General features: G+C 60.0%; 17 protein-coding genes. 9 read left to right on the top strand and 8 right to left on the bottom strand.

What is annotated here, in order from left to right; all coding sequences use genetic code 11:
• Positions 1-465 precede the first annotated feature (465 nt).
• Genes K9857_RS13250 through K9857_RS13240 form a run of 3 tightly spaced genes read right to left on the bottom strand, consistent with a single transcriptional unit; the run spans position 466 to position 4,233 of the window.
• On the bottom strand, positions 466-1,788 hold the full coding sequence (locus tag K9857_RS13250; RefSeq protein WP_224536402.1) for an MFS transporter: 1,323 nt from the start codon (positions 1,786-1,788) through the stop codon (positions 466-468).
• 44 nt (positions 1,789-1,832) lie between these two features.
• Positions 1,833-2,771, bottom strand: a complete 939-nt coding sequence (locus K9857_RS13245) for a LysR substrate-binding domain-containing protein (RefSeq protein WP_224536400.1) — start codon at positions 2,769-2,771, stop codon at positions 1,833-1,835.
• 43 nt (positions 2,772-2,814) lie between these two features.
• Positions 2,815-4,233 carry an FAD-binding oxidoreductase gene (locus K9857_RS13240; RefSeq protein WP_224536399.1) on the bottom strand — a complete coding sequence of 473 codons (1,419 nt, stop codon included), beginning with the start codon at positions 4,231-4,233 and terminating at the stop codon, positions 2,815-2,817.
• Between the two features lie 453 nt (positions 4,234-4,686).
• Here K9857_RS13240 and K9857_RS13235 point away from each other — a divergent pair, with 453 nt between their 5' ends.
• Positions 4,687-5,484 (top strand): SDR family NAD(P)-dependent oxidoreductase, encoded by a 798-nt coding sequence (locus tag K9857_RS13235; RefSeq protein WP_224536397.1) that lies wholly within the window; start codon positions 4,687-4,689, stop codon positions 5,482-5,484.
• Between the two features lie 28 nt (positions 5,485-5,512).
• Complete coding sequence (locus K9857_RS13230) at positions 5,513-5,923, top strand: SRPBCC family protein (RefSeq protein WP_224536396.1); 411 nt, start codon at positions 5,513-5,515, stop codon at positions 5,921-5,923.
• A gap of 162 nt (positions 5,924-6,085) precedes the next feature.
• Here K9857_RS13230 and K9857_RS13225 read toward each other — a convergent pair whose 3' ends face one another.
• Positions 6,086-7,480 (bottom strand): sensor histidine kinase, encoded by a 1,395-nt coding sequence (locus K9857_RS13225; protein ID WP_224536394.1) that lies wholly within the window; start codon positions 7,478-7,480, stop codon positions 6,086-6,088.
• On the bottom strand, positions 7,458-8,141 hold the full coding sequence (locus K9857_RS13220) for a response regulator transcription factor (RefSeq protein ID WP_224536393.1): 684 nt from the start codon (positions 8,139-8,141) through the stop codon (positions 7,458-7,460). The genes K9857_RS13225 and K9857_RS13220 overlap by 23 nt, the downstream gene beginning before the upstream one ends.
• A 283-nt stretch (positions 8,142-8,424) precedes the next feature.
• Here K9857_RS13220 and K9857_RS13215 point away from each other — a divergent pair, with 283 nt between their 5' ends.
• A complete protein-coding gene (locus K9857_RS13215; protein ID WP_224536391.1) occupies positions 8,425-9,357 on the top strand; it encodes a hypothetical protein in 933 nt (310 codons plus the stop codon).
• 235 nt (positions 9,358-9,592) lie between these two features.
• Here the strand turns inward: K9857_RS13215 and K9857_RS13210 are convergent, their stop codons facing one another.
• The gene (locus K9857_RS13210) at positions 9,593-10,204 is read right to left on the bottom strand and encodes a glutathione S-transferase (protein WP_224536390.1); all 612 of its coding nucleotides are present in this window, start codon (positions 10,202-10,204) and stop codon (positions 9,593-9,595) included.
• 363 nt (positions 10,205-10,567) lie between these two features.
• Between K9857_RS13210 and K9857_RS13205 the strand changes: the two genes are divergently transcribed.
• From K9857_RS13205 to K9857_RS13195, 3 genes are all read left to right on the top strand, one after another.
• The gene (locus K9857_RS13205; protein WP_224536388.1) at positions 10,568-10,972 is read left to right on the top strand and encodes a TraR/DksA family transcriptional regulator; all 405 of its coding nucleotides are present in this window, start codon (positions 10,568-10,570) and stop codon (positions 10,970-10,972) included.
• A gap of 211 nt (positions 10,973-11,183) precedes the next feature.
• Entirely contained in the window at positions 11,184-12,815 is a 1,632-nt protein-coding gene (locus K9857_RS13200; protein ID WP_411961565.1) for a methyl-accepting chemotaxis protein, read from the top strand.
• 227 nt (positions 12,816-13,042) lie between these two features.
• A complete protein-coding gene (locus K9857_RS13195; RefSeq protein ID WP_224536385.1) occupies positions 13,043-13,246 on the top strand; it encodes a hypothetical protein in 204 nt (67 codons plus the stop codon).
• A gap of 2 nt (positions 13,247-13,248) precedes the next feature.
• Here K9857_RS13195 and K9857_RS13190 read toward each other — a convergent pair whose 3' ends face one another.
• Both K9857_RS13190 and K9857_RS13185 read right to left on the bottom strand, forming a co-directional pair.
• Entirely contained in the window at positions 13,249-13,488 is a 240-nt protein-coding gene (locus K9857_RS13190) for a DUF2789 domain-containing protein (RefSeq protein ID WP_175378983.1), read from the bottom strand.
• Positions 13,489-13,634: 146 nt separating this feature from the next.
• Positions 13,635-13,871 (bottom strand): hypothetical protein, encoded by a 237-nt coding sequence (locus K9857_RS13185; RefSeq protein WP_224536383.1) that lies wholly within the window; start codon positions 13,869-13,871, stop codon positions 13,635-13,637.
• Positions 13,872-14,303: 432 nt separating this feature from the next.
• On the opposite strand from K9857_RS13185, the gene K9857_RS13180 reads away from it, so the two are divergent.
• From K9857_RS13180 to K9857_RS13170, 3 genes are all read left to right on the top strand, one after another.
• The gene (locus K9857_RS13180; RefSeq protein ID WP_224536441.1) at positions 14,304-14,753 is read left to right on the top strand and encodes a hypothetical protein; all 450 of its coding nucleotides are present in this window, start codon (positions 14,304-14,306) and stop codon (positions 14,751-14,753) included.
• Positions 14,753-14,956, top strand: coding sequence for a hypothetical protein (locus tag K9857_RS13175; RefSeq protein ID WP_224536382.1), 204 nt, complete (start codon positions 14,753-14,755; stop codon positions 14,954-14,956). The genes K9857_RS13180 and K9857_RS13175 overlap by 1 nt, the downstream gene beginning before the upstream one ends.
• A 118-nt stretch (positions 14,957-15,074) precedes the next feature.
• Complete coding sequence (locus K9857_RS13170) at positions 15,075-16,091, top strand: ABC transporter substrate-binding protein (protein WP_224536380.1); 1,017 nt, start codon at positions 15,075-15,077, stop codon at positions 16,089-16,091.
• Positions 16,092-16,140 lie beyond the last annotated feature (49 nt).

The raw sequence follows: 16,140 nt of genomic DNA, 5'->3' as shown, positions 1-16,140 counted from the left end.
GGTAGACCGGTCAATCCCAGAAACCCGGCGCATCCGAAGATGCCCTACGCATGACCGCCATTTTGAGCAGAGAAAAACTGTTCTGCTTAACGTGGCGCTATGCGTCTGGGAATACTGGGCTACCAAACCCGATCGCCAATTTCTCAGCGACCGCCAAACGATAAAACCCACCCCCAAGGCGCACAAGCCGGCGGATTCTGGCGTACCCGTAGGCAATGACGCAAGGCGCTGTAGCTTTCATCAAGTAACGACTGACAGTCGTTAAACATGCATTAAACACAGGCACCGCCATCGCGAGCAGGCTCACTCCCACAGGGGATGTTCGGTGAACACAAATACTGCGCAAGACACACACCCAATGTGGGAGCGGGCTTGCTCGCGAAAGCGGTGTGTCAGCCAACATCATCGGCACTGACACTCCCTCTTCGCGAGCAAGCCCGCTCCCACCCGGGATTTGTATGAAGATTATGGAATTCGAACGGGATCAGACACCGTCGATGCCGGGCGCTTGCCGGGGCGGGAGACGCTCAAACCCAACACACCCCCCAACACCAGCGCTCCAGCCATGAAGTACATAGCCACCTGCGTACTGCCCGTCATCTGCGTCAACCAGCCCACAACGATGGTGCTGAAAAAACCCGCCACATTCCCCAGCGAATTGATCAAGGCAATCCCCGCCGCAGCCGCAGCGCCGCCGACCACGGCGGTGGGCATGCCCCAGAACACCGGCAGGCTGCTGATCATCGCGGCGGTGCCGACCGTCAGGCCGATCATGGCCAGCAGCAGACTGTTGCCGAACAGGGTGCCAAAGATCGCGCCGCCCGCGCCGATGCAGGCGCAGATTGCCAGGTGCCAGCGGTACTCGCGATGGCGATCGGAGCTACGGCCGACCAGGACCATGCTGATTGCCGCGAGCGAATAGGGAATCGCGGTCAACACGCCGATGGCCCAAGGCTCGGCGACGCCGCTGTTACGGATGATGGTCGGCATCCAGAAGCTGATCACGTATTGCCCCAGCACCAGACAGAAATACACCGCGCCCAGCAGCCAGATCTTCGGATTGAGCAAACCGTCGCGTAGCGAGTGCTGTGGCTTGTCCCTGGCTTCGCGGTCCAGCGCCGCCTGCATGCCGCGTTTCTCTTCGGCGCTCAGCCATTGCGCATCGGCGATCCGGTCGCGCAGCAGGAAAAACACCGCGGCCCCCAGGAACACCGCGGGCAAGCCTTCGATCACGAACAGCCACTGCCAGCCGGCATAACCGGCGACGCCGTCGAGGCTTTGCATGATCCACCCGGAAATCAGCGAGCCGAGCATGCTGGAAATCGGCAGGGCGGCGATAAACAGGGAAATCATCACCCCGCGCCGGTGACTGGGAAACCAGGTGGTGAGGTAGAAGATGATCCCCGGAAAGAACCCCGCTTCGGCGATGCCAATCAGAAAGCGCAGCACATAGAAACTCATCGGCGTCTGGATGAACATCATCGCCGCCGACAACAGGCCCCAGGTCATCATGATCCGGGCGATCCAGCGGCGAGCTCCGAACCGGTGCAGGGCGATGTTGCTTGGGATCTCGAACATCAGGTAGCCGACGAAGAACACTCCGGCGCCGAGCCCGTAGACGGCGTCGCTGAATTTCAGGTCATCGAGCATCTGCAGTTTGGCGAAGCCGACGTTGACCCGATCCAGATAAGCGACCAGGTAGCAGACGATCAGCAGCGGAATGATCCGCCAGGCGGTTTTGCAATAGGCAGAGTGCAGGGCCTTGTCGTCGATCTCAGGTGAATTCATCTCAAGCCTCTTTCTTGTTGTTGTCGGGGCGGTCATGAAACGTGTCAGAGCGGTCGACCTCCGGGCCAGTCGCCGTTTTCGCAGAGCTCGTTGACCACGTCGCGGATCAGCTCGCAGATCAGGTTTTTCAGGTGACTGGCGGGCATTGTGGTGCAGCTGCAAATGCCCAGGGTTCGGGTCAGGCCATCGGCGGCGATGCGATGGGCCACCAGGCGGCCGTCCTCGATTTCGCGCATGGCCAGGTTCAACGGCATGATGGTGTGGCCGATACCTGCCTCGACCGCACTCTTGAGGATGTGCACCGAATTGACCTCCATCGCGATCTCGGCCACAGACAGGCCATGGCGTTTCACCGCCTGCTCCACCAGGGTGCGGGTGCTGTGGCTGTGAGCCTGGCTGGGAAACACCAATGGCCGTGCCAGTGCCTGTTCCAGCGATACCTCTCCCGCTGGCGGCGCATCGGGGTCGTTGGCCATGTGGATCAGGTAGAAGTCCTCTTCCACCAACGGGCTGAACTGCACCTGCGGCGGCAGGCCCTCGGAGGTGAACAGCGCAAGATCGACCCGGCCATGGACCAGTTGATCCATGACGTTGCCGGTCAGCTCTTCATTGAAGTTGAACGCCACCAGCGGATAGCGCGCCTTGACCGCACGCATCAGCGGCATGGCGAGGATGCTCGCCACCGATTGCGGCAAGGCCACGACAATTGAACCGCTGACCGCGTCCGGGCTGCTGTTGACCGCCGCGCGGGCATCGCTGAGGTGTTTGAGCATGCCTTGGGCATACTCGTAGAACACCTTGCCGGCCTCGCTGGCGATCACTCCGTTGTGACTGCGATAGAGCAACTGCGCACCCAGTTCGGCTTCCAGTGCGGACATCTGTTTGCTCAGCGCCGATTGCGCGACGTGCACCTGACGCGCCGCCTGGGACAGGCTGCCGCAATCGATGATGGCGACGAAATATTTGATCTGACGGATTTCCATGATGACTCCCTCGGTTTCCTTCCGGCCGCCATGCTATCGCGCCTCAGCGCAACGCACGGCCTCGGGGGAAGATCTTGCCGGGGTTCATCAGCTGTTTCGGGTCCAGCGCGGCCTTGATCGCGGCCATCACGTCCACCGCATTGGCGCCGTGTTCCAGGGCCATGAAATGTTGTTTGGTCAGGCCGACGCCGTGTTCGCCGGTGCAGCTGCCATCCATGGCGATCGCCCGCTCGGCCAGGCGATGGGCCACGGCTTCGGCGCGCTGCACTTCGTCCGGGTCATTGGGGTCAACGAGGATCAGCGCATGGAAATTGCCATCGCCGACATGCCCGAAGATCGGTGCCACCAAGCCGTTTTCCGCCAGGTCCGCGGCGGTGGCTTCGATGCATTCGGCCAGGCGTGAGATCGGCACCACGGCGTCGGTGGTCAGCGAGCGACAGCCCGGGCGCAGGGCGAGGGCAGCGAAATAGGCCTCGTGCCGCGCCTGCCACAACCGGCTGCGATCCTCGGGGTGCACGGCCCATTCGAAGTCTTGACCCTCGTGTTCGTCGGCGACCATGCGCACGGTCTCGACCTGTTCCTTGACCCCGGCCTCGGAGCCATGCAGTTCGAAAAACAGCGACGGCGCCTGGGGCAGTTGCGTCTTGCTGTAGGCATTGAGGGCGCGAACGGTCAGGGCGTCGATCAGTTCTATACGCGCAATCGGCACGCCCAGCTGAATGGTCTGGATCACCGTGCGCACGGCGTGATCGACGCTGGGGAAGCGACACACCGCAGCGGAGATCGCCTCGGGAATCGGATGCAGTTTGACGGTCAGTTCGGCGATGGTCGCCAGGGTGCCGCCGGAGCCCACCAGCAGGTGAGTCAGGTCGTAGCCAGCGGAAGATTTGCGCGCGCGGCCGCCGGTATTGATCACCCGACCATCGGCCAGCACCGCGGTCATGCCCAGCACGTTCTCGCGCATGGTGCCGTAACGCACGGCGTTGGTGCCCGATGCGCGAGTCGCGGCCATACCACCAAGCGAGGCATCCGCACCAGGGTCGATGGGGAAGAACAGGCCGGTGCCGTGCAGGGCGGCGTTCAGCTGTTTGCGGGTCACGCCCGGCTGCACGGTGGCGTCCATGTCGTCGACGCGGATCTCGAGAATCTTGTCCATGCCCGACACATCGATGCTCACCCCGCCATGGGACGCCTGCAGCCAGCCCTCGAGCGAGGTGCCGCTTGCGTAGACGATCATCGGTACGTCATGGCGGTGGCAGGCGGTGCTGATGGCGACGATGTCTTCCAGGCTGTTGGCAAAAGCCACGGCATCGGGCGGCACCGGATCGAGAGCGGAAATGTCGGTGCCATGGTGCTCGCGCACACTGGCCGAAGTGGAGAACCGGGTGCCGAGCAACTGGCTCAACTCGTCGCGCAAGGCATCGGGCAGGGGCGGGTGTTCACAGGCGACAGCAATGTTCATCGAGCGATCTCCAGTTTCTTGTACGCCGCGGGCAACGTCGCGGCTTGTGTTGGGAGGTGTGGCTCATCTTAGTCAGCGTTTGGCCAACACTCGTAGTGCTGAATTCAGATGGAGCCATCTCTTCCAGATATGTCCGCATCCCCTGTAGGAGCGAGCTTGCTCGCGATGAACGCCAGAACACCGCGGGGTGTCAGGCCGCCCGCGTTATCGTTGACGACCATCGCGAGCAAGCTCGCTCCTCAGGAACCAGTAAATCGGGCTCCAGCTTCTACACTGGATGGGCTGAGGTAAATCAGGTCAGACCTTTCGGGGCACAACTCCTGCTTATTATGTCTTGGACGGTCGGATCGCCACGCTCTAGGATTCGCTCAACGGTCACTCCTGACCACGCAATCAAACGTTATCGCGGCAGTTCACGGTGTCAGCACCTCTGTCGAACATTGGAGCTTGAACATGAAAATCGATCTGACTGGAAAACTGGCCATCGTCAGCGGCAGCACCGCCGGCATTGGTCTGGGCATCAGCAAGGCACTGGCCGAATCCGGAGCCACGGTAGTAGTGATCGGCCGCGACTCGGCCAAGGTGGAGCAGGCGCTGGCGACCATTCGCGAGCAGGTGCCGGGCGCTCAACTGCGCGGGCTGACCGCCGACCTGGGCACAGCAGAAGGCGCACAGAAGCTGTTCGCCGCCGAACCTCGCGCCGACGTTCTGGTGAACAACCTCGGGATCTACAACGCCGAGGACTTCTTCGAGACCCCGGACAGCGAGTGGGAGCGCTTCTACGAAATCAACGTGATTTCCGGGGTGCGCCTGTCGCGGCATTACGTGCCGGACATGGTCAAGCAGGGCTGGGGCCGGGTTATTTTTCTGTCTTCGGAATCCGGCCTGGCGATCCCTGCCGAGATGATCAACTACGGCGTGACCAAAAGCGCCAACCTGGCGGTGTCCCATGGCCTGGCCAAGCGTCTGGCGGGCACCGGGGTGACGGTCAACTCGATCCTGCCGGGCCCGACCCTCACCGACGGTGTGGAAGAGATGCTCAAGGACGCCATCGCCGCTTCCGGGCGCAGTGTCCAGGAAGAAGCCGACGCCTTCGTGCGCAAGGCCCGTCCGAGTTCGATCATCCAGCGTGTGGCGCAGGTCGAGGAAGTGGCCAATCTGGTCGCCTACATCGCTTCGCCGCTGTCCTCTGCAACCACCGGCGCGGCCCTGCGGGTCGACGGCGGTGTTGTCGACAGCATGGCCGTCTGAATTTCATTTATCTGGAGAGCATTGACTCATGGCAACGACCTCAGCATTCATTGACATCCCGGCTTCGGCCGACCAGGTCTGGCAATTGATCGGCGGCTTCGACTCGCTGCCCGACTGGCTGCCCTTCATCCCGAAAAGCGAACTGAGCGAAGGCGGCCGTGTGCGCAGTCTGCAAACGGCGGATGGCGGTGTGGTGATCGAACGCCTGCAAGCGTTCGACAATGTTGCGAAGAGCTACAGTTACTCGATTCTGCAGGCGCCGTTTCCGGCCACTGCATACCTGGCGACCATCAAGGTGGAAGCCCTGGGGCAGGGTGCACGGGTTACCTGGTCTGGGCAGTTTGAGCCGGTGGGTGTGAGTGACGAGGAAGTGGTGGCGTTGTTTACCGGGATTTATCAGGGTGGGTTGGAGGCGTTGCGGGCTAACTACCCGGCTTGAAAAGACACCACCAGTTTCCTGTAGAAGCACAGCCTTTGTGGGAGCGAGCCTGCTCGCGATAGCGGTCTGACTGGCGAAGAGTGTGTCGCCTGACATGCCGCCATCGCGAGCAGGCTCGCTCCCACAGGGTTATCTTTCAGGCCTGACATTTGTCAGAAGTCATCAAGTCTGTGGAATCAGGCTCTCTTCACAATCCAGCACCAGCCGCGCACCACCCATTTCACTGCTGCCCACTTCCAGCTTGAAACCATGCAAGCTGACAATCGCCGCGACGATCGACAGCCCCAGACCAAAACCGCTTTTCAGGTTGCCCGCTTCGGCACGGTAGAAACGCTGGAACACCGCCACCCGCTCAGCCTCGGGAATCCCCGGGCCCGAGTCCAGGACTTCGATGCGGGTATGTCCGTTGTCATTGCGCCCGCGCAGAATCACCTGACCGCCCGGCGGGGTGAATTTGATCGAGTTGCTCAACAGGTTCGCCACCGCCTCGAACAGCAGTGCCCGGTCACCATTGAGCGATGGCAGTGTTTCCGGCAGTTGCAGCGTGAACGTCAGGCCATCGTCCTCCGCCAGCGGCAGATAGAACTCGTGCAACTCCTGCAGCAACGACACCGGATCGAGCTGCACGAAACCGGAGCGACGCTGGCGATCCTCCAGTTCGGAAATCCGCAACAGCCCGCGAAACCGCGCCATCAAGGTGTCGGCCTCGGCCAGCACCAGATCAAGCTGCGCCGCCTCGCTGGAGCCTTCGCCAGCCTGTTGTTGCATGCGATACAACTGCGCGCGCAATCGGGTCAGCGGGGTGCGCAGGTCATGGGCGATGTTGTCGCACACGCCCTTGACCTCGTTCATCAGGCGCTCGATGCGTTCGAGCATGGCGTTGACGATGGCGGCGAGCATGTCCAGTTCGTCGCGGCGGTTGGACAGCGGCAGGCGTCGGGTCAGGTCGCCGGCGACGATGGCCTCGGCGCTGGCCTGAATCCCGCGGATGCGCCGCAGTGGCCGGCGCCGCAGCAGGTGCCAGCCGACGATGCCCGGGAGGATGGTCAGGGTCATGCCCCACAGCAACGCGTGGAGGATGATCCGGGTCACCGCAAACAGCGAACCGTTGTCGCGCACCAGCACCAGCCAGCGCCCGTCGTGGGTCTGGGTGGCCACGGCGTCGCAGCTGTCGGAGGGCAGGGTCGGGTCGTCCGAGTCGGCGCATTCGCTGAGCATGTGGATCTTGCCGTCCAGCGGCAGACCTTCGGGAATACTGCGCAGGGCGCCGTTGAGGTAGCGGTGCTCGCGATCGAACAGGCCATAGGCGTCGATGCCGCGAATGTCGAACGTCATGCTGACGGCGAGGGCGTCCACCAGTTGCTCGCCCTGGAAACGTGAGAACAGATGCTGACGTTGCATCAGCGAATGCTTGGCCAGGTTGTCCAGGTACGCGGACACCTCGTAGTACATGACCCCCATGAGGATGCCGCTCCAGGCCACGAACAACGCACTGTACAGCGCCAGCAGACGACTGCTGGAAGAACGCCAGCCTTTAGACGGGTTCGGCAATGACATAACCCGAGCCTCGCACGGTTCGAATCAATGGGGCATTGCCAGGTGGGTCGATCTTCTTGCGCAGACGGCCGATGTGCACGTCGATCAGGTTGGTGCCCGGATCGAAGTGATAACCCCAGACCTCCTCGAAAATCATCATCCGCGAGAGGATTTGCCCGGTGTTGCGCATCAGGAATTCCAGCAGTTTGTACTCGGTGGGCAGCAGCGTGAGCATCTGCCCATCGCGGCTGGCTTCGTGGCTGATCAGGTTCAGCTCCAGATCGGCGACCCGCAGGGTGGTGGCCTGGGCGGTGCGGGTGTTCTGCCGACGCAACAGGACTTCGACCCGGGCGGCCATTTCATCGGTGGCGAAAGGCTTGGTCAGGTAATCGTCGCCGCCGGCACGCAAGCCGCGCACACGCTCATCGACATCGGACAGGGCGCTGATCATCAGGATCGGCGTGGCCACGCCCTTGCTGCGCAAGGTGGTGACGATCGCCAGGCCATCGAGCTCGGGCAGCATGCGGTCGAGGGTGATCAGGTCATAGTCGCCGCTGATCGCCCGCTCCAGACCTTCGCGTCCATTGTCGACCCAGTCGACGTCAAGGCCGTGGCTGCTCAATTCGGCGACAATTTCCCGGGCGGTCACGGCGTCGTCTTCGATGGTCAAGATGCGGGTCATGGGTTGGCCTGATAATCGGTTCGATACAAAGTGAACGGCATTTTGCCAAGAATTGCCTGTCGGCTTACTAAATAAAAGTTCATGAGCGGTAAAAGGTCTCTGCGCTAATGCATAAATCCCGTCGACCTGGGCTCTTCATTGCATATTGCATGAGGATTGGAAGTTCAATATTTATAACTAGCTGAAATATAAGGATTTAATCAATAGTCGGGACTGGCACGGTGACTGCAACGGCTGATTCGAGAGTTGTAACACCATATTTACTGCCTGGAGCGACATAACAATGAATAGATCCAATGATGGCTTCTATGCCGCCGGCCTGGAGGAATCGACCGCCGTGTCTGGCGTGTCGTGGGGCGCGATTTTCGCCGGGGCCGCGGCCGCGGCGGCGCTGTCGCTTATATTGGTGATGCTGGGATTTGGCCTGGGTTTTTCCGCAGTGTCGCCTTGGGCCAATGAGGGCATGAGCGCCAAGAGCCTGGGGATCACGACGATCGTCTGGCTGGCGTTTACGCAAATTGTAGCGTCCGGGCTCGGTGGCTACATTGCCGGGCGTCTTCGGGTGAAGTGGTCTTACATGCATGGCGACGAAGTTTACTTTCGCGACACGGCTCACGGCTTTCTTGCCTGGTGCGTGGCGACGCTGGTGACCGCGACGCTGGTAGCGGGGTCGGTCAGTAGTGTAGTCAGCGGTGGCGTTCAGGCCGGGGCGCAAGTTGCCGGTGGCGCAGCCTCTGCGATGACGCAGGCGGCAGGCACTGCGGCTGCCAATACTGACAGTGATCAGTACGACTATTACATCGACAGTCTGTTCCGCGATGATCGCCCGGTCGCCGTCAGTGACGACGCAGCCCGGGGCACTGTGACCCGCATCTTCGTACGCTCGATCGCCGACGGCCAGCTGTCTGCCGAGGACCGCACCTACCTAGCACAGCTTGTAGCCCAGCGAACCAACCTGTCCCAGGCCGATGCCGAGCGTCGTGTGGATGAAGTCTATGCCCGCACGCAGAAAGCCGTGGCCGATGCCAAACAGACCGCCAAGGAGGCCGCCGACACCGCCGCTAAAGTCGCTGCCTGGACGACCTTGTGGATGTTCGTTGCACTGTTGATCGGCGCCTTCTTTGCCAGCCTCGCCGCAACCTTCGGCGGCCGTCGCCGGGATGCCGTGGTGTATGTGGAAACCGACACCTACGTTACCAACACGCCAGTTCGCTAAATCAGGAGAATCATCATGCGCTCATTACTGCTGTTCTTTCTCGGTGTACCGATCCCGATCATTATTCTGATTGCGTTGTTCATGCATTAATATCGGTGCAAGCCGCTTCTTTAGTAGAGGCGGCTTTTTCGTATTGCGTTCGGCCTTTTGATTTTTATCGCGAGCAGGCTCGCTCCCACAGGGGGGGGCGGTTAATTGTGGGAGCGAGCCTGCTCGCGATGACGTCGGGTCAATCTCATTCAATCGGCGTACTAATGAACACCTCAAGCCCCTCGGCATATTCGGTGTACGCCGCGATCTTCGGGAAGGCTTCGCGCGAGACCTGGTCCGGTACAACCAGATTGGTGAAGCTCCAGGCCACGGCCAGGGTGATGCCGGCCTGGTCGATCGGGGCGTCGGTGTCCAGTGGCTGCTTTTCCAATTCCCTTTCCAGTGCGTTGTAGGCTGCGGCCAATTGTCCCTCCACCCGTTCCGACCAGGCCTGGAATTGAATCTCGGCCGGTCGCAGGTTGCGTTCGTAATATAGCTGCACGGATTTTTCGCACGCGGCCAATGCCAGGCCGATCAGGCGCAACGAGCGCAGGCGTTGATCGATTGCCTTCGGCATCAGGCTGCGGTCGGGGCCGGCGAGGGTTTCGAGGTAGTCGATGATCAGTGTCGAATCCATCAGCACCTCGCCGTCGTCCAGCACCAGGGTCGGGGCCTTGACCACGGGATTGATCTGCTGGAACTGCTCGAACGTGCGGAATACCGACACCGAGTGCTGTTCCAGGTCGATGCCCAGGCGTTTGGCGGAGATGGCAACGCGTCGTACGAAAGGCGAATCCAGCATGCCGATCAGCTTCATTTAATCGCTCCTTGAGTCAGCCATAACGGGAAGGTCAACCTTAGCCGAGCCGGCGCGACCTGCAAACGGCTTCCCTCCGCCCAGCCGTTTGTCTTCCATATAGGCCCGCTGAATTGAATTTCTTGCTATAAACGCACTCCGATATCCGCCTGAATGCCTGCCATAGCGCATTTTCGAGGCCTTGTCGGACAAATTCGCTGTCTTTTCAGTTGCTGAGGCCTCAAGTCGGCCTTAGACTGCCGCCCCTCGTAAATTGAGTGCCGGGTGGCGCTTGGAACAAACGGCGCCTTCGCGATGGCCTGAACAGGTTTGTCGCAATGCTCCCTAATTCGCCTTAATGCACGTTTTTTTATAGAGATATCAATGACAAAGGACAAGTTGCTGGCCATGCCGGCGGATGACTACATGAATGCCGAGCAACATGCTTTTTTCTCCGAGCTGTTGCAGAACATGAAAGTCGAAACCCATGAGCGCATTGAGCAGAATCGCATCGCCATCGAGAGCCTGGACAGCCCGGCCGATCCGGCTGACGCGGCTTCGGTCGAAGAAGAGCGCACCTGGCTGGTAAACGCGATCGATCGCGACCAGCGCATGCTGCCTCAGTTGGAACAAGCTCTGGAACGCATCAAAGAAGACAGCTTTGGCTGGTGCGACGACAGTGGCGAGGCTATTGGCCTCAAGCGCCTGCTGATCAGCCCGACCACCAAGTACTGCATCGAAGCTCAAGAACGTCACGAGCAGATCGACAAGCACCAGCGTCAAGCCTGATTTCGTACGGCAATCGGTGTCCTGCCGGTTGTCCTGAAAAGATCGCAGCCTTCGGCAGCTCCAACATGGGAGCGCTGACGAAGGCTGCGATCTTTTTTCTGTTGCCCCCGATTTTCCCGTTTCTTCCGTTGATCTGCTGCAACGCCCTCGACTAAAGCACCATAGATAATGGCTTTTTAGTGGCGCTTAATGCGACGACAACAATTAGAAAATGTCTGGGGTGACAAAGATGACGAAAGACGAGACTCGGGCTATCGAAGCTTTGGCTGTCGCGGCCCCGTTGCTGCTGCCGAAAAATCGCTGGCTGACACCAACATTGCAAAGTATCGCCCTGATGCTGTTGCTGTGTGGCATGAGCCTTCAAAGCTGGCCGCTGTATGTTGGCCTGCCAATGGCTGTGCTGATTGTCTGGCTGCCACGCCTGCGCTCGCGCGCGACTCCCCAAACCGCCGCTGTCGATACCGGCGACGCCATCGCCGCGTTGACCCGCGATCTTTCCCGCACCACCAGCCATAACGCGCTGTCCGCCGCGGGCGTGGCCTTTTCCGTCAGGCAACTGGCTGACCGGTTGCAGTCGCAACTGGGCGCCGCGGCACAAATCGTCAGCAACGCCGAAGTGATGATCGCCACCGAACAGGCTACATCGACCTTGAGTCGAGAGGCGCTGAGTGCGGCGAGTGAAGCGCATCGCAGTGGCGCGGCTGGGCGAGCTGAGCTGGTCGAGTCGATTACGCGGATGCATCAACTCAGCGAACGGGCCAGTGGCAGCCGTCAGTTGATCGAAGCCTTGAGTCTGCGCAGCGACGATATCCAGCGCGTGACCCTGGTGATCCAGTCCATCGCCAGCCAGACCAATCTGCTGGCCTTGAACGCGGCGATCGAAGCGGCGCGGGCCGGTGAACATGGTCGGGGTTTTGCGGTGGTGGCCGATGAGGTTCGCGGGCTCGCCGCGCGTACGGCTACTGCGACTGGGGAAGTAGGCGAGATGGTGGCGGATATCCAGCAGCGCACCGCGCAGGTGGTGGAGCAGATCCGTCAGTTGTCCAGCGACCTGGACACTGGCGTCGAGCAGGTCGAGCACACCGGTCAGCACCTGGAAAACATCGCCCGCCTGGCGGCCGGCGTCGAGGGTCAGGTCGGGGAGATCGCTCGGGGTGCCGAGACCAATCGCGAGCAATTGGACAGCCTGTTCCACGCCATTGAGCAGATGCGTAGCGACCTGTCCGTCAGTGATCAGCAGACCCGGCGCCTGTCCGAGGCGGCGGTGCAGATGGAAGGGCAGGCCGAGAGCATCAGCGAGCGGTTGGCGGAAGTCGGGCTGGATGACTATCACCAACGGATCTACGACCTGGCGCGGGAGGGCGCAAACCTGATCGCCGAGCGTTTCGAGGCGGACATCGATGCGGGTCGGGTCAGTCTTGATGATTTGTTCGACCGTAACTACCAGGCGATTGCCGGCACTCAGCCGGTCAAATACCAGACGCGGTTCGATGGCTATACCGACCAGGTCTTGCCGGCGATTCAGGAACCGCTGCTGCTGCGTCATGAAGGACTGGTGTTTGCCATCGCCTGCACGCAGCAGGGTTACGTGCCGACTCACAACAAGGTGTTCAGCCAGCCGCTGACCGGTGATGTACAGGCAGACACCGTGCATAACCGTACCAAACGCAAGTTCGCCGACCGCACCGGGATTCGGTGTGGCAGCCATCAGCAGCCGGTGCTGTTGCAAACCTATACGCGCGATACGGGGGAGCTGATGCATGATCTGTCGGTGCCGATCATGCTCAAGGGGCGGCATTGGGGTGGGTTGCGGTTGGGGTACAAACCGCAAAATACACTGTAAGAGCGAGCAAGCACGCGATGGTCGTCAACGATAACGTTGGCGGCCTGATGTCCGCGGTGTTCCGAGTTCCATCGCGAGCAGGCTCGCTCCCACAGGGGGAATGGATTTTATCTGGCGATTGTTACGACTTTGGAAAGAAAGCTCTACAAACCCAATATTGTTTCCGCACCTGAAGACTTCGTACCATAACGATATAGTTAGGTTGCTAACGGAGTTCGAAGAGCAACATGCAAAGCAAAGTCGATGTGGCAGTAATGATTGGCAGCGGCGTACCCGCCAGTCTGCGGGCCCTGGGACAAAGTGTGTGCTGGGTGGTACTGCTGAATGGCGAACGCCGGGGCACGGCGTTTTCGAGCCGGGATGAGGCGGAGGAGTGCAAGGCTGCCTGGATCGCGCAACTGAAGGTCGAGACGCCGGACAGCCTGCATTGAGGTCAGTGGACCTGGTGCATGCGCAGGTTCAGATCGTCCACCACCCGCGCCCAGTCGGCGTCTTCGCGCAGTTGCTCCTTGAGAAAGCCCGCCTGTTGCGGCGTCCAGAATTCCGCGTCGATGAGTTTCTTGTCCTCTGGCAGCGGTGAATGACTGGCAATGAAATCGTCGATAGCTTTCTGGGTGGAGTCCAGGCCGAGCTGGTCGAACAAACCTTTCAAGTCGTGGGTCGGTGATTCCATTTTCATCTCCTGGCAGGGTGAATCGGATTCTGAAGTTCGTTGTCTCTATTTCTGATGAAGGCGAGCTTCAAGAGTTCGAAATCGATATTCAATCCAATGTTCAAACGCAGCAGTGAGCATAGACCGCAAAGCTGATCTTCAGGCTTTCAATGCGTTGCCTCCAGCGCTCGGGCGAGGGCGCAGGCTTCGTTGTGATCGACGCGGAAACCTCTTACATGCCCGGTGGAAATTTCCTTGATATGAAAGAACGAATTCCCGGCCAATATCACTTGGAAGCGCGGGATTTCGGGGGAACGTGAGTGAAGTTCAGCTTGTCGTATAGTCGGCGAACCTGAAACCTGCAATGGTGCAAAGGGTTGGGCAAAGTGTGTAAGCGTGCACATATGAAGTCCTTTTCGTTGTTTTTACCGACGTATGTACGTCCGTATGGGTAGTCTCGGCGAGCATGGCTGCTCTAGAATCACCGTCACTGGTGGGGTGAGTGATCGTATCTAAAGCAATTTTCGGCTTGCGATATGTCAGAAAAGTGCTTTTTTTTAAGAGTTTTTTCCCTGAAGTCGATAGTCCGTATTCTTCTGGCTGTAGGAAGGGCGTTTTCCTTCAACCTTTGACGAAAGCCAGGCAAGACGAGGCGAGCATCGTCCAGTAGTCTGCTCAGGCCTCGGGATGGGGGAGTGCATAGCTCATCCGCCACACGATTGGGGTTTATCAAGTTTCACTTTCGGCATTGCCGCTTTTTTCGGCTGTGCGCCTTTTATGCGTGCGGCGTCATTTTCAGATGTGGGGATGGTTCCTTGGCAGTAAGTAATCTCGATATGCATGCGTTGTTCGTGCTGGGTGATTTGCGCGCGAAGCTGGTCAAACTGTTTCAATCTCGTTTCGTCTACATCACTGAGCAGAGCGCCGAAGGCATTTATGTGGCGGAGCTCGACACTGAGTCAGCACTGGTGGTCGACGACAAGCCAGGGCTCAAGCTCAAGGTCGGCGATCATTTCAGCGCCTCGGTCCTGCCCAGTCGCGAAGGCGGCAAGCTGGAAATCAGATTCCGCGACATCAAAATGACGGTCTACGGCCTTGGTGACTACGCCTTCGTGACCACCGCCGACGGCGAAGCCATCGTGTTCAAGGAAGGCCACAGTGCGGTAACGGTTTTCGCCGCTCACCAGCAGTTGCAGGAAGGCCTGACCAAAACCCTCAAGGCCGTAACCGCCAAGGCCGCCAAATGGCGCAAGGGCGAGTTGGTGACCTTCAAGGCCAGCGAGTGATGAGCCAGCCCCGCGCCGAATTCCATGAACAGAACCAGGCCCGCGCCGAGGCCGAAGCCCGGAGACTGTTCGCGCAGAAGACCGTTCTGCAGGGCGCATGGCTCAATTGGGTGGCCTCTGAACTCTACGGTTTGCGCCCGCCTGAATACGCCAACATGGTCAGACGAGAGCTGACGCGGATGCAGGAAATTTCCGAAAATTGATCTGAATCCCTCGAAAGCAGGAACCTCTACTACAGTCAGTTGACTGAAGTTTCAGAGGCTTTGCGGTCTTCTGCCAGGCCATCCTGCTATTGCTGCGAACAGCACGAGGTGCAAAAGCATGAAAGGTTTTCGACGCTTGCTGGCTGCGAGCCTGACCACTTTCGCTGTGTTGGCATCACCCGCTCCGGTGCTCGCGGCCCAGACGCCGGTGCATTTCGCCGACCTCAATTGGGAAAGCGGCAGTCTGATCACCGATATCCTGAGAATCATCGTCGAGAAGGGCTACGGCCTGTCGACCGATACCTTGCCCGGCACCACTATCACCCTGGAAACCGCCCTGGCCAACAATGACATTCAGGTCATTGGCGAAGAGTGGGCCGGGCGCAGTCCGGTGTGGGTCAAGGCGGAGGCCGAAGGCAAGGTGGTGAGCCTGGGCGATACGGTCAAGGGGGCGACCGAAGGCTGGTGGGTGCCGGAATACGTGATCAAGGGCGATCCGGCCAAGGGCATCAAGGCCATGGCGCCAGACCTGCGCAGTGTCACTGACCTGCCCAAATACAAAGACGTCTTCAAGGATCCGGAGGCGCCGAGCAAAGGGCGTTTCCTCAACAGCCCGATTGGCTGGACCTCGGAAGTGGTCAACAAGCAGAAGTTGAAAGCGTATGGTCTGGACGACAGTTACGTGAACTTCCGTAGCGGCTCCGGCGCGGCGCTGGATGCCGAGATCAGTTCATCGATCCGCCGCGGCAAGCCGGTGCTGTTCTACTACTGGTCGCCCACGCCGTTACTCGGTCGCTTCAAACTGGTCCAGCTTGAGGAACCGCCATTCGACGCCGAAGCCTGGAAGACCCTGACCGACGCCGACAACCCCAACCCAAAACCCACCCGCTCGCTGCCTTCGAAGCTGTCCATTGGCGTGTCCACGCCGTTCCAGAAGCAATATCCGCAGATCGCCGAGTTCTTCAGCAAGGTCGATTTCCCCATCGATCCGCTGAACAAGGCCCTGGCCGACATGAGCGAAAAACACACCCCACCGCGCCAGGCGGCGGAGGATTTCATGAAGAAGCATCCGGATGTTTGGAAGGCGTGGTTGCCGAAGGATGTGGCGGAGAAGGTGTCTGCCGAGCTGAAATAATTTGGTGATTCCGGATACGTCTTCGCGGGCAAGCCTCGCTCCTACAGGG

Origin of the sequence: Pseudomonas sp. REP124 (genome assembly GCF_020164475.1) — a bacterium.
In the GTDB taxonomy this organism is placed as follows: domain Bacteria; phylum Pseudomonadota; class Gammaproteobacteria; order Pseudomonadales; family Pseudomonadaceae; genus Aquipseudomonas.
The sequence above is the reverse complement of the archived record's forward strand: the minus strand, read 5'-3'. Positions and strand labels throughout refer to the sequence as shown.

Bases quoted from the DNA above. Each gene is read 5' to 3' on its own strand.
- K9857_RS13250 (WP_224536402.1), bottom strand. From the start codon at position 1,788: ATGAATTCACCTGAGATCGACGACAAGGCCCTGCACTCTGCCTATTGC.
- K9857_RS13245 (WP_224536400.1), bottom strand. From the start codon at position 2,771: ATGGAAATCCGTCAGATCAAATATTTCGTCGCCATCATCGATTGCGGC.
- K9857_RS13240 (WP_224536399.1), bottom strand. From the start codon at position 4,233: ATGAACATTGCTGTCGCCTGTGAACACCCGCCCCTGCCCGATGCCTTG.
- K9857_RS13235 (WP_224536397.1), top strand. From the start codon at position 4,687: ATGAAAATCGATCTGACTGGAAAACTGGCCATCGTCAGCGGCAGCACC.
- K9857_RS13230 (WP_224536396.1), top strand. From the start codon at position 5,513: ATGGCAACGACCTCAGCATTCATTGACATCCCGGCTTCGGCCGACCAG.
- K9857_RS13225 (WP_224536394.1), bottom strand. From the start codon at position 7,480: ATGTCATTGCCGAACCCGTCTAAAGGCTGGCGTTCTTCCAGCAGTCGT.
- K9857_RS13220 (WP_224536393.1), bottom strand. From the start codon at position 8,141: ATGACCCGCATCTTGACCATCGAAGACGACGCCGTGACCGCCCGGGAA.
- K9857_RS13215 (WP_224536391.1), top strand. From the start codon at position 8,425: ATGAATAGATCCAATGATGGCTTCTATGCCGCCGGCCTGGAGGAATCG.
- K9857_RS13210 (WP_224536390.1), bottom strand. From the start codon at position 10,204: ATGAAGCTGATCGGCATGCTGGATTCGCCTTTCGTACGACGCGTTGCC.
- K9857_RS13205 (WP_224536388.1), top strand. From the start codon at position 10,568: ATGACAAAGGACAAGTTGCTGGCCATGCCGGCGGATGACTACATGAAT.
- K9857_RS13200 (WP_411961565.1), top strand. From the start codon at position 11,184: ATGTCTGGGGTGACAAAGATGACGAAAGACGAGACTCGGGCTATCGAA.
- K9857_RS13195 (WP_224536385.1), top strand. From the start codon at position 13,043: ATGCAAAGCAAAGTCGATGTGGCAGTAATGATTGGCAGCGGCGTACCC.
- K9857_RS13190 (WP_175378983.1), bottom strand. From the start codon at position 13,488: ATGGAATCACCGACCCACGACTTGAAAGGTTTGTTCGACCAGCTCGGC.
- K9857_RS13185 (WP_224536383.1), bottom strand. From the start codon at position 13,871: ATGTGCACGCTTACACACTTTGCCCAACCCTTTGCACCATTGCAGGTT.
- K9857_RS13180 (WP_224536441.1), top strand. From the start codon at position 14,304: ATGCATGCGTTGTTCGTGCTGGGTGATTTGCGCGCGAAGCTGGTCAAA.
- K9857_RS13175 (WP_224536382.1), top strand. From the start codon at position 14,753: ATGAGCCAGCCCCGCGCCGAATTCCATGAACAGAACCAGGCCCGCGCC.
- K9857_RS13170 (WP_224536380.1), top strand. From the start codon at position 15,075: ATGAAAGGTTTTCGACGCTTGCTGGCTGCGAGCCTGACCACTTTCGCT.